The 11,808-nt window shown below is 60.8% G+C and carries 11 protein-coding genes; all 11 read right to left on the bottom strand.

The genetic code is table 11. From position 1 onward, the window contains the following. Genes icmH through AC1DPR_RS15665 form a run of 11 tightly spaced genes read right to left on the bottom strand, consistent with a single transcriptional unit; the run spans position 1 to position 11,741 of the window. A complete protein-coding gene (gene icmH, locus AC1DPR_RS15715; RefSeq protein WP_477816641.1) occupies positions 1 to 1,326 on the bottom strand; it encodes a type IVB secretion system protein IcmH/DotU in 1,326 nt (441 codons plus the stop codon). 4 nt (positions 1,327 to 1,330) lie between these two features. Continuing rightward, positions 1,331 to 2,665: a type VI secretion system baseplate subunit TssK gene (gene tssK / locus AC1DPR_RS15710; RefSeq protein WP_113161857.1), complete on the bottom strand. Its 1,335-nt coding sequence runs from the start codon at positions 2,663 to 2,665 to the stop codon at positions 1,331 to 1,333. A 16-nt stretch (positions 2,666 to 2,681) separates the two neighbouring features. Further along, complete coding sequence (gene tssJ / locus AC1DPR_RS15705; protein ID WP_018856371.1) at positions 2,682 to 3,143, bottom strand: type VI secretion system lipoprotein TssJ; 462 nt, start codon at positions 3,141 to 3,143, stop codon at positions 2,682 to 2,684. After that, positions 3,143 to 4,405, bottom strand: coding sequence for a type VI secretion system-associated FHA domain protein TagH (gene tagH / locus AC1DPR_RS15700; protein WP_113470395.1), 1,263 nt, complete (start codon positions 4,403 to 4,405; stop codon positions 3,143 to 3,145). Before tagH ends, tssJ begins: the two co-directional genes overlap by 1 nt. Further along, positions 4,402 to 5,466, bottom strand: coding sequence for a type VI secretion system baseplate subunit TssG (tssG, locus tag AC1DPR_RS15695; protein WP_113470394.1), 1,065 nt, complete (start codon positions 5,464 to 5,466; stop codon positions 4,402 to 4,404). The genes tagH and tssG overlap by 4 nt, the downstream gene beginning before the upstream one ends. Then, positions 5,430 to 7,304: a type VI secretion system baseplate subunit TssF gene (gene tssF / locus AC1DPR_RS15690; protein ID WP_477816640.1), complete on the bottom strand. Its 1,875-nt coding sequence runs from the start codon at positions 7,302 to 7,304 to the stop codon at positions 5,430 to 5,432. Before tssF ends, tssG begins: the two co-directional genes overlap by 37 nt. A 2-nt stretch (positions 7,305 to 7,306) precedes the next feature. Continuing rightward, positions 7,307 to 8,068, bottom strand: coding sequence for a type VI secretion system baseplate subunit TssE (gene tssE, locus AC1DPR_RS15685; protein WP_113161855.1), 762 nt, complete (start codon positions 8,066 to 8,068; stop codon positions 7,307 to 7,309). Beyond that, a complete protein-coding gene (locus AC1DPR_RS15680) occupies positions 8,055 to 8,504 on the bottom strand; it encodes an Hcp family type VI secretion system effector (RefSeq protein WP_018856376.1) in 450 nt (149 codons plus the stop codon). Before AC1DPR_RS15680 ends, tssE begins: the two co-directional genes overlap by 14 nt. Positions 8,505 to 8,532: 28 nt before the next feature. Next, positions 8,533 to 10,041: a type VI secretion system contractile sheath large subunit gene (gene tssC, locus AC1DPR_RS15675; RefSeq protein WP_018856377.1), complete on the bottom strand. Its 1,509-nt coding sequence runs from the start codon at positions 10,039 to 10,041 to the stop codon at positions 8,533 to 8,535. A 3-nt stretch (positions 10,042 to 10,044) separates the two neighbouring features. Then, a complete protein-coding gene (gene tssB / locus AC1DPR_RS15670; protein ID WP_113581045.1) occupies positions 10,045 to 10,581 on the bottom strand; it encodes a type VI secretion system contractile sheath small subunit in 537 nt (178 codons plus the stop codon). Further along, complete coding sequence (locus tag AC1DPR_RS15665) at positions 10,578 to 11,741, bottom strand: type VI secretion system ImpA family N-terminal domain-containing protein (RefSeq protein ID WP_113470361.1); 1,164 nt, start codon at positions 11,739 to 11,741, stop codon at positions 10,578 to 10,580. Before AC1DPR_RS15665 ends, tssB begins: the two co-directional genes overlap by 4 nt. Positions 11,742 to 11,808: the final 67 nt, after the last annotated feature.

Raw genomic sequence — 11,808 nt, 5'->3', positions numbered from 1 at the left:
TCAGAGCCCCTTTTCGATCAGGAGCTCGATGCGGCGGTTGGCAGCCCGGCCTTCGCGAGTGTCGTTTCCGGCCAGAGGCTGCGTTGCTGCACGTCCTTCCGACCTCAGGCGATCCGGCGGCAGGCCGCTGGCACGCAACAAGGCGGCAATCGTTCCAGCGCGCGCCTCCGAGAGGCGCTGATTGTTGGACAGGGGATTGGTGGCCTGGAGCGGAACATTGTCGGTGTGTCCGACGATCGTGACACTTCTGATCAGCTCGGCGTTGTCCTTGAGCACAGCCGCAATCGAAGCGACGAGGGGTTCGAAGCTTTTTGTCAATTCGGCGCGGGCAGACGGGAAAAGCTCCGGAGTGCTCGACTGAAGCAGGAGTGTGACCCGAGAGGCGTTTTCATTGCCTTTCAAAGCCGGAAGAAGCGCAGGAGGCGCGGCGGCACGGAATTCTGGTAAAAGCGCAAGGACGACGGGTTCGACTGGCGGCGCGCCCGGCGGCGGTGTGCGTTTCTCCGGGCGATAAATTTCGGCGCGCTCCGGCGGTGGTAGCGCCCGAACGAGCGTCGCAAGCTCTTCCGCCTTGGAGCCCAACCGCGTCGACAACAGCACGTAGATCGCAGTCGCGAGTGCGACCGCCACGACAGCGAGTACCCAGATCGGAATGGCAAAGCCGGAAGGCTCGTCTTTCGCCGTCACGCCCTCCCACCTCGGCGAAAGTGGCGCACCCTCGGCATCCACGTCCCGCAAGACGCGCGCGGCCGCAGCGCGAACGGCGTTAATGGAGCGATCGCCTGCACGCCCCGGCACCCTGTATTTGCCGCGGAACCCAAGCGCCAGGCACATATACTGCAGCTCCAGCAATTCACGATCGCGACCGGGATGGCGTTCCAGTTCCTCCAGCCTGGCGAAGAACTGCTCCCCGGCATCCACATCGCCGCGTAGCATGACGACCAGCGGCTGGCGCGGCCATGCGCTGGATCCACCCCAAGGCGTGTTCAGCGCCAGATCGTCGAGCAGTGCGGCGACAGCCCAGGCGGCTGCATCAGCGCGGGCCAGGCTTTCGCCAGACGTCACGGCCGCATCGCGTGCCGAAACGAGTTCCTCCATCAGCCTGGTTCGCAATGCTTCCGGATTGCCGGGTGGCAATGCATTCTCGAGTTCGGGGGCAAATTCGAACAACCTGGCGAAGGCATTGACCAATGGATTAGGATGGGATCGGGCGCGTCGAGCCAGTGTGCCGGTGGCAATGACAGGCATTGCACCCGGGGGAACGGGGCGGATACGCGTACGACCCTGATCTTCCGATAGGCCGAATGGATCCTCACCACTTGCCATGGTACTACCTGTTTACCGAGTAGCAGTCGATCTGTGGTTCGTTGGGCAAAACACCGGAGACTCCAATCACAAAACCGGGCGAGCGTAGAAGCGACTCCCAGTGCTCGCTGCGTTGATCGAGTTCGAGGCAGAGGCGATCTCCGTCGTAGGGAATTTCGCGGGGCTGAGAGTGAAGCGGTTTGAGGCCGATACCGGGGAGTCGAGACTTCCACAGCGCCTCGAATTCGTCCGCGGCACCCACAGTAACCTGGTTGACGAAGATTTTGCGCAGCGCCTCGTCGGACATGTCGCATCCGACCCGCACGACAATGCGGCTGGCCGTCAGAAGTTCGGGATTGTCGATGCGGACCTTCCAGACATTGGTGGCGTGTTTCAAAACAGGCAGCGCCCGCGACTTCGGCTCGACATAGCGCAGGCTCAGGATCAGTGAGCGCAATGTGTCGGCGAGTGCAGCAAAAGCTGGTCCAGGCGCCATGTGCTCATAGATGGGAAGCTCGCTCAGTCGCCGAGAGCCCGACCCGTAGGTCGCCATTCGGCCAGCCAGTCCGCTGAGCTCCAGAAAGAGCTCGGCCGGATGAAAAACCTCCTGAGGAAGCATATGCGCCAATCGGGCGCGGGCGCTGTTGGCAAGATCGAGCACCAGCAGATTTTCTACGCTGCGGCCAGGGCCGCCGAGCACCATCTTGCCATGGGCTTCAGCTATGCGGTCAAGCCCAGTGATGACCTCCTGCAGGAGTTGGCCATAAAACAGCACGGTACCGGTTGCGAGTGCGGGCGGCAGGAAGTTTTCGGAGATCGCCACCCTGCCATCGGACAGGAGCCCGGTAACGTTGGTCACGGGCATTGCGGTGTAGCCACCGGTCGCCTGCGCCGGGGAAAGGAGCAGGGCTTGCGGACGGGCGATCTCGATCTCTTCGGGATCAGCGCCGCCATGCACGGCATCGCGAACCCACTCGATCCTTCCTCTATACCTCGCACCGCTGGGATCTCGGTGGGCAGGATCGAAGCTGGCACCTCCCGGAGGTTCGAGCGGCAGGGCGAGCTGAACAGCGCCAGCGCCCATGTCGTTGGTGATTGTCAATGGGGTGGGGGCGTCCATCGTTTCGGGTATTGCGAACGGGGTGCCATCCGGGAAAATGCCACGGGCCGACGTCACCGCTATCCGTCCGGTTTCCAACTGCGCGGCATCCAGCATCAGGGACTTGAAGCCGAAGGTCTGCAACCGTCCAGCCTGCAGCGAGCCGCGCATCAGCGCTTCCGTATAGCGGTCCTGCTGCTGGAAATGCTGCGTTCGCAGAAAGAGCCCCTCGGACCAAAGAACCTTGTTGGTATCCGTCATGCTAAACGCCCTCCATTCAGGCGAGCGCGAGCGTCATACCGCCGCGGCTGAGTACGACATTCGCCGTCACCGTCGATTCCGGCCTGATCGGGACACTCCTTCGCCACGTACGGCTGCCGGGTTCCCGGAACAGCGCGACAACCCCGAGGAAAGTGGCCTCCGGCGGGAACGCCACCGTCTTTGACGCGGTTGCACCGGGAGCGACCGTCAATTGCTCGGATCCGACGAGGTCTGCGCCGAGCGCACCGGCCGGATCTGACTGAAGGGCAAAAATGTCAGCCGAGTTGAATTTCCCGACATCCTTCAGCCGGAGAACGAGCAGGGTTACGGGACGCTCCCCGCCTCCGGCGGCAGCATTCATTCCGGCCTGTCCCGTCGCCCTGACGATTACGGTCGAGGATTTGGGTGGACCGCCCATGCAAGCGGAAAGCAGGCCTGTCGCGCCGGTCACAATGAGAAAACCGCGTCGGTTAAGCATCAATTGTCCTCCCTCTCTTCATAGCCATCCCGAAAGTCGCTCCCGATTTCGCCGAGGAAGCGCGTCGACGCGCTCTTGGCGATTTCGCGATAGCGGTTCTCATAGAGCTCCCAGAGCTTCGCCCGCCGTCCACCGGCAAACAGGGCATCCAACGCTGAGTGCGACTTCAGTTCGCTTTCGAGCGCCGCCGGGTCGAAGCGGTCTATCATCCTGGCAAGCGCTGCCTGGACGCCACGCCACGTTCGCACATGGTGGTGGGCGAGATCGCGGATGGAATTGCCGATGGCGGCCTGCGGAGAAAGAAAGCCTGCGTTGCGCTGAGCCAGGAAGGTTGCGATTACATCATCCACCGTGGGAAGGAATTTGAGAGGGTTGACCTCGGATGCGCCAACCACAGTCTGGGCGATTCTTGCTTCGCCCTTTTCTTCGGCTCGTTTGCGCAAGAGATGCATCAGTCCTTCCAGCATCATCCGGTATTCGCGACCGAAATTCTCCATCTGGGCAACCGGATCGGATGTGGCAAACTCTTCAGCGCCAAGCCCCAGTCCGCGCAGAAAGGCTTCGCGCAAGACGGTTTCGGGTTGTCCGGTCGCTTTCGGCGTCGGCGTCGCCTGCGGTACTGGGGAAGAACGAGGTTCGGGCGGGGGCTCGGAGACGGGCTGCGGTGGCGTGCTGGGCAAGGAAAAATCCCAGGCGGGTTTGCCCTGGTCTGATGCTGGCAGAGGATCGAGGCTGAAGGGATCGTCGAATATCGGCGCCCTCTTTGCTGTCTCGCCCCTGTCCGACGCGACAAACGCACCGGGGGCTGGCTGTTCGAACGGGTCCGGTAGTCCAACCGGCCGCGGGGTAGGAACTGTCGGCTCCTTGCGCTCGGCGAAGAAGTCATCCCGCTCGAGCCCACCCTGTGGCAGAGGATCCGTCTGTTCGGACGCTCGCTCCGACGGTGTTGCCTGGAACTCAACCCGGACAACGTAATTTCCAAGCTGCAGGCGCGCTCCGTCATGCAGCGGGGCGGAATTCCCCAGTCCAAGCGGCGTGCGCGAGCCGTCGATGAAAAGCCCACCGCTGGAGGTGTCGGTCACCACATACCGGCCGCGAACGAAACCGATGGTGCAGTGAGCGCGTGAGATATACATGTCGGGGTCGTCGATCCGCCAGCCAGCGTCTGCGCTGCGGCCGATGACGAGCTCGCCATCAACAAGCCGCATCTGGCGAACAGCCTGGGGTCGGGGTGAGTGTTCAAGGGTGAGGATCAGGCTCATGCCGCGGCCTCCGGCATTTTTGGCCGCCAGCCAATGATGGTGCGCATGCACAAGTCATCCGCGTCACCGCGGTCTTTCGGTCGAGCAAGCCATGCGATGTGTCCGATCCGCATGGCTCCGATCCTGGCCGCGGGAACGTCGTCCCGCTTGAGCACCAGCCTTACATCGACGTCGAGCCCGTCTCCGACCAGATCGTGGACAGCGGATTGCAGGGTTTCGCGCCGTTCACCGCCCGGCAGAAAAGCGACATAGTCGGTAAACGTCAGCGGGCCGATCGAGAGCTCTATCCTCTGCTGTCGCTGGAACGACCTCGGTCCAATCGTGGCGCTTCGTCCGAGTTGCCCATGACCGCCGCCAATCCGTGACTGAAGCTCTGGCGGTATTGACGTCCAGGAGCCGACAAATTCGCGAAGCCGAACCGGCACTTTCAGCAGGTCGGCGAGGAACAGCGTAAGTCTCTCTGGTCCATCCACCTGATGGGCGAGGGCCGATGCGTGGGAGATCTTGGTGGCGTCGATTTGCGAGGGCTCACCGGGCCCCGTTCCGCACAAGCCGAGACCCGCCAGGGCTGCCGACATCGCGCGAATGCGGCCGCCGTCTTTGCGTGTGACCTGAACCGGCGGATGAGCGTCGGCCCAGGCCCGATAAAAGAGTGCGATCATGCGATGCTGAAGAATGTTCACGAAATCGACGAATGTTGTATCGGAGACCTCCCGCATGTCCGCCCTTGCGAACCACCGCTGCGAAAGTCGGTCCAGCACCCAGCGCGTCAGATGGAGGGGCATCGGGCCTTCTGGCCCGAGCAACCCGATATTTGCCACCGTGACACGGGCCGGCGCATTTTCCGTGGCCGGCTCGACCTTTGCGACATCCTGTACGGCAAAACCAAGCCGCACGTGCTGTCCGAGCCGGGCCGGCTCCCGGTCCGGTCGCCCGGCCTGGCCAAAGAGCTGCCCGTCGTCTTCGAGGTGTCGCAGGAGCTCGAAGAAGTCGAATGCCTCAAGGGATGGAGTGGCTTCCTTCGTCATATCAGGAAGCGGTTGCCCGGCGCTATCGGCCATAGCACATCCTCCTGTTTCTGTATGATGCGCGTGCGGGTGCGCACGAATGCGTTGATTGCCGAATAGCGCGCAAAAAGCTTCGACAGCAGCGCTGGAAGCAACAAGGTGCTGTGCCCGGCAAGCACAGATTGATCGATGTGAAGCGTAACCTCAGTGCCGCGCGCAAAGCACATCGGCCCGGCAATTGCCAGCCGCTCGATCACGGGCCGCGCCTCGACGCGGGCGATCGCACGAACGTGCCTGCTCAGGCTTGGATCCCCGCGGTGCGCGTAAAGTTCAAGCAGCGCATGAAGCGGATCCACGCCGCGACCTTCTTCCGCCAGGCTGAGAAAGTTCAGCGAAAGTTGCGCGATGAGCCGCCAGGCGAGTTCATCGGCCCTCGAGCCTTCCACCGCCCCAGCCGGAAGCGTCGCTGGAATCGAAGGCCACGGCGGCCGCAGCGCCCCGAGGAGCTGGACGGTCTCGACCGGGTCGCCGCTTTCGAGCGAAAGGGACGGTGTGTCGTCCAGGATAGGCAGATCGCGATTGGTACAAAGCGCCGTAACCTCAATTCGCTTCAGTTGCCGGGCGGCTGTTGACTTGGCAGGGCGCGAAAGCGTGAGGAAGACATCGTCGCCGGTATAGGATGTCCGAGTTTGTCCTTGGCGCAATTCGTCCTCGCCCGGCCGCCGCGGACGGCGCTCGGCGAAATAGACCCAGCCGTTTCCACGGTTCTGGCCCAAGCTAAAGAGTGCCGGTATCTCGGCATCAGGGCCTTCGGCGTCGGCGTCTTCGACGCCGATTGTGCGATAGATTTCGAAGTCTCGTGGGCGCGTGCGATCAGCGTGAAGCACTTGCCGGGTCCGGCGTGTATCGAGTTCAATGACGTTGCAGCTGCGCTCGAACAGATTGATGATTGGCGTTACGAAGAGTTCGAAATCCTTTGCCGTGATATTCGCAAGCTCTGGAACGGGACGCCGTAACAGAAAGACCAATTCCAGGCCGCTCGCGCAGCGCCGGACGACCGGTTTCAGGCTTCTCACGCGTACATAGTGAAATCTTTCCGGCGCCATGAAGTATTCGCGCAAAAGCCTGTAGCCTTCGAATGTTTGGCGCGTGCGCGGCATCAGTGCTTCGTCGTCGCGGATCCCGACCATCTCTGGATCCGGAAGTGCGCTCAGAATGTTATCGCGCCCTTCAGGACGGGCACCGACGGCCGCGCAAGCGCCAAAGAGCGTATCGAAAAGCAGGGGCGCCTTGCTCTTGTCGCCAAAATGCAGATCCAGGCAGTCGAGCGACAACTCGCTGAGTTTGCCTTTGCCGGTTCGATTGACGATGACGCTCAGCGCCGCCGAACCGCTGGCCCCTTCAATTGGGGCTATCCCGGCCGCTGCAAGCGCGCTTCGATCCTGACTGTAAGAGACCGAGCTTATCGCGAGCGGCCAAAGGGTTACGTCCTGGGCCGTCGTATAAATGCACCGGGTGGGCACTCCAGGGCGGACGCTCGAGACCAGTCGGGTTCCCCGCTTTACCAGGTGCCCTGCAAGCATCGTCTGGACCTGTTGGCCCGGCTTCAGCAAAGCCATGGCGGTTGCGGGGGCAGGCGCGATCAGGTCCGGATAGAAATTTTCGAGCACGCTTCGTGCGAAACGCGAGCTCTCGGCATCGACCTTCTGGCGAGTGCGCGCAGCAAGATAGGCCACACCGTCAAGAAGGCGTTCGACGAAGGGGTCGGGACACGGGATCGTGTCCAGGGAGAGGTTGCGCGCGATTGAGGGGTGCATGCCCGCAAACTCGGAGGCGAGTGCCCGAATGTGGGTGAGTTCTTCCTCGTAATACTCCAGGAAGACCCGGTCCATGGTCAGGTGTCCTTCAGCTCAGTCCGCGCCGAACCGTTATCGAGGTTGAGTATTGTGCGCAGCAGCAGCCGCTCTGGTGCGGGGGAGGTAAGCAGCAGCGCGTCGATGTCGATCCTGAGACCGGCTGCCCTGTCGCCAAGACTGACGGTGACTTTCGTCGCGCTTTCCTTGAGCCGGGGTTCAAATGCAGCGAGCACGCTTCGGATCTCTTTGGCCAGTTCATCGCGGTCGAAGTCACGCGAGGAACGGCCGGAAAAAGGCGGGACGCCATAATTGATCACGCTTCGGCGCACCTCCGGGAAGTCCTCGAGCGATGGCGGGTCGTCTCCTGCCTGATCGGCTTCGAAGTCGGTCAAGAGTGGCGAGGATTCGAAGCGTTGCGCGTTAAAAAGCGCCTCTATGTCGCGTCGCACTGCTTCGCGCAGCACATTGATCGAGACGACGACGCCACGGCTTTCGAGTTCCGCCTGCCGTCGCTCCAGAGAGAGCAGACGGTGGATGTTTTTCTTCTGTTCGGAACTGATATCCGTGGCAGCGTCGATCTGATGGAGGCCTCCCGCAATCAGCGCGTTGAGACGTTCCTCGTCCATTTCGTTCTGGATCGCCTGCCGGAGTTGATGGACTTCCGAACTGAGCCCCGGCAGGTCGTTCACAAGGCGATCCCACAGGGACGGCTGGATCGCTTCGCGAGTTGCCCGCGGGTGACCTCCGGGCGGTCTTGCCTCCCGTCCCAATCCTTTTTGCCAGCTGTCACTTGCCGACATAGACATCCATTTCGACCTCGTCCTTGTCGTCATAGTTGAACGTGATGTTCTTGTAGGCAAAACCGATCCGCTCCTCGAGCACGTCTGGCTCATCGGCACTCGGCTTCATGTGGTAGCTGGTCACCGAAGCTTCCTTCAGCGTGATGACCAGGTAGTCGCTCGTTTCGCCTTCGATCGTTCTGCGCGCCGAAAACTTGACCTCGTCCAGAGGCGTGTTGTCGAAGAGAGCCTTCTTCAGATAGGGCGAGGACTTGTCGTAATGCTTGATGAAGTTGACCATTCCCAAGCTGACGCGGCCTCTGCGCGACAATGAATTGGGGTCGAAGGGAGCCACCATCTCAAACTCCACTCCGTAGACCTCGATTTCTTCCTCGTGGCCATCGCGAACGCTGGGTCCCGTGATATCAGGTACTTTGAGAAATCCGTCAATTTTCATGAATAACCTCCCATCAGCTATCTGTTCCTCATGACTTCATGGACGGCAGCTCCGAAACCAGCCGGAGCGAAGCGTTGATACCTTCCAACTGGTAGTGGGGCCGCAGATAGAACCGGGCATTGTACCAGCCGGGTCGGCCCTCCACGCTGTCAACCTGGACCTCGGCGGCAGCAAGGGGACGTTTTGCGCGGGCCTTTTCGTCGGCAAAGACAGGGTTGGCGAGAACGTAGCGGTTGATCCACTCCGTCAGCCAGATCTGCATGTCGGCACGTTCCTTGAACGAGCCGATCTTGTCCCGGGCGATCGCCTTCAGGTAATGGGCGAACCGCGAAACCGGGAACAGGTAAGGCAGGTTTGCACTCAATCTCTCGTTGGCCTGCGCATCCGGGTCGACCAGCCGGCCGGCCCTCGTTTCGTCGTCCTGCAGTGAATGGGCGCCTATGAAGGCGGCAATATCGGTGTTCTTGCGATGGAGGATCGGCATCAGCCCCAGCTTGGCGAGCTCGGCCTCTCGCCGATCGTCAATGGCGACCTCGGTCGGGCATTTCATCGCCACCGTGCCATCGTCGGTCGGAAAATTGTGGACAGGCAGATTGATCACTGCCCCGCCGTTCTCGACACCGCGGATCTGCGTGCCCCAGCCGAACAGCTTGTGGCTGCGGTTGATGTTGACGCCCATCGGAAAGGCCGCGTTCATCCAGACATACTTATGATGATCGCCCTGGACTTCTTCCTCAAATGCAAAGCCCTTCACCGGAACCGTTTCTGCTCCGTAAGGCAGCCTTGCCAGCACACGCGGCATCGTCAGGCCTATGTAACGGGCATCCTCGCTCTCGCGCAGCGACTGCCATGAGGCATAGGCCGGCGACGAGACAATCTGTTGGAGGTCTTGCGGGTTCGGCAATTCCTGCCAGCTTTCCATGCGGAAGAGACGTGGGGCGGCTGCTGCTATGAACGGTGTGTGCGCCGAGGCGCAGATGCCGGACATGTTGCGAAGCAGACCGACATCCTTCGGGTGGTTCGAGAATTCATAGGCGCCGATCAGGCAGCCGAACGGATTACCCCCAAGCATCGAGTATTCGTCGGTGTAGACCTTTTTGAATATGGGACTTTGATCCCACATCTGACCTTCGTAATCCTCAAGCGTATCAGCCAGCTGCTCCTTCGAAATGTTCATGACGCGGATCTTCAGCTTCTGATCCGTCTCGGTATTGTTGACGAGGTACCACAGCCCACGCCATGTCCCTTCCATCTGGAGCACTTCAGGCGCATGCAGAATTTCGTTGGTCTGCTCGGTCAGCAGCTTGTCGATGCCACCGATCAAGGACTTGATCGATTTGATCGCGTTCGATGAGATGACGGTCGATTCCGCTCGGGCGCGGGCAGCAAGCGCCAGGTTCCTGACCAAGGTTTGAAGCTTGTCGCTGTCATCCTTCTTGACCTTGAAGTCCTTCTCTAGAAGTCCGCTGAATTCCTGAAGGTCGACTCCCTCGGCTTCCGCGACACCAGCGGTAGCGGCTTTTTCCTGTTCGGCCATGGCTCAGCCCTCCGACTTGCTGCTATCGTCGAGCGCCTGGTCGGCGATCTTTGCTAGCAGAGGCTCATTGTTCAAAAGTTGCGCGATGCGTTTTTCAGCGTCGACGCGTCCATCCATGAAGCCGAGCAATTCTTCGAGTTGGCGGCGCATTCTCAAGAGTTCTGCAAGCTGCGGGACTTGTTCGGCCACACGATCGGGCGCGAAATCAGCCATGCTGGTAAAGGTCAGGTCGATTGCAAGCTCTTCATCGCGCTCTTCACCCTCGGGTTGGGGAAGGGTGTTCTTCACGCGAGCTTTCACACGTGGACTGAGCGCTTCCATGAAGCGGCCAAACCTGTTTGCGTCCGTTTCGACAAAGGCACGGTCCCGGACGGACTTGCTGGCCTCCGGCGTCTGGGAGGCCCCTGCGAGATCGGCCATCACGCCCATTACAAACGGCAATTCAATGGTTGTCGGGCTGCCGTAGGTTTCGACTTCGTAAGCTATCTGGACGCGAGGCGCCCGGTTTCTTTCAATTACCTTGGCCTTAGTTTCGCTCATTGATGCTCACCTTTCGTCCCAGGGACAGGTTTCTTGCTTTCCGGCACGCCGGCCAGAAGCCGGAATTCCTTCAAACCGGAGGGCGCCAGGTCCTCCATGAGTTCCAGAAAATCCATCGGCACCATGCGTTTGATCCTGCGCGCCAGATGGGGGATGGGGCTCGACGGTTCAGTACGGTCGTAAAAGGCGATGATCAGGTCGATGCACTTTGTGACATCCTCCCGTGATGTAAGCCGTGACGGAAAGACTGCCGGTGCTCCGATGTAAGTCGGAGTGGCGGCGGCGGTGGCTATTGCAGGCGCACCCTCGCGGTCGAGGACTTCATCGTTTGCGGTTTCCTGCCTGGGGCTCGGCTTTACTCGTTCAAGCGTGGAAACCGCTCGCTGCAGGAACCGGCTCAAATCCGGCAATGTGACACGTACATCCTCCCCGATTTGCCGATTGAGCGATGTTTCAAGCGCCTCCATTGCAGCCGCCGCAGCCTTTGCGCTCTCGAAAAGCGCAATCGCCTCGTCGGGGGTTTGTTCTGCAAAGGCAACGCAACCGATCCTTACACGGTTCAGCAACTGGTCATGGGCGCTTACAAGCGACGCCTTCTCGGCTTCGCTCAGTCCGGGTGCGGCCTCGCTGAGAACGGTTCGGGTGTCGATCGCCCCTCGATCCAGATCGCGCCCTGTGACAGGGCCGACGCCCCGCGGCGAAAAAAAGGTCATCTTGCGAAGATCGCCGAGCAAGCCATCCTTGTCGTTCTGAAGCTGTAGAAGAGCGTTGATCCGACGTAGGGCGGCGTCGCGCAGTGGCAAGCCCTCGCGAAGTTCTGGATGCATCGTTTTCCAATGCATGTCGAAGGTTCCAGTGATCAGGTTCAGCCCGTCAGCGAGCCCGGCAAGACCCTGTTCGTTGGCAAGCGCGCGCGTCACGATCACCAGGAGCCTCAGATCCCGGCCATGGGGGCGCAACTCTTCAGATTTTCGAAGGACTGTCGACCAGTCGACCGGGACCTCGGTCCGTGAAACGGGGTTATTGCGCTCGTCACGGCTAATTTCTATCTGCGGTTGCACGAGGCGCTCGAGCTCGTGAAACCGTCCGTCATTCCGCAAGCTTTCACCTGACGGGTTCACACCGTCCAGCGGACTTAACCAGAGAGCAGAGTCGAACAACCGAACCCCCGTTAACCGACTAGTATTCCCTTGCAATTTGCTTTTTACCACAACTTACCGGTCTATA

This window comes from Rhizobium sp. 01T417 (assembly GCF_056398905.1).
Note: the sequence above shows the minus strand (reverse complement) of the source record. Positions and strands in the feature narration are given on the sequence as shown.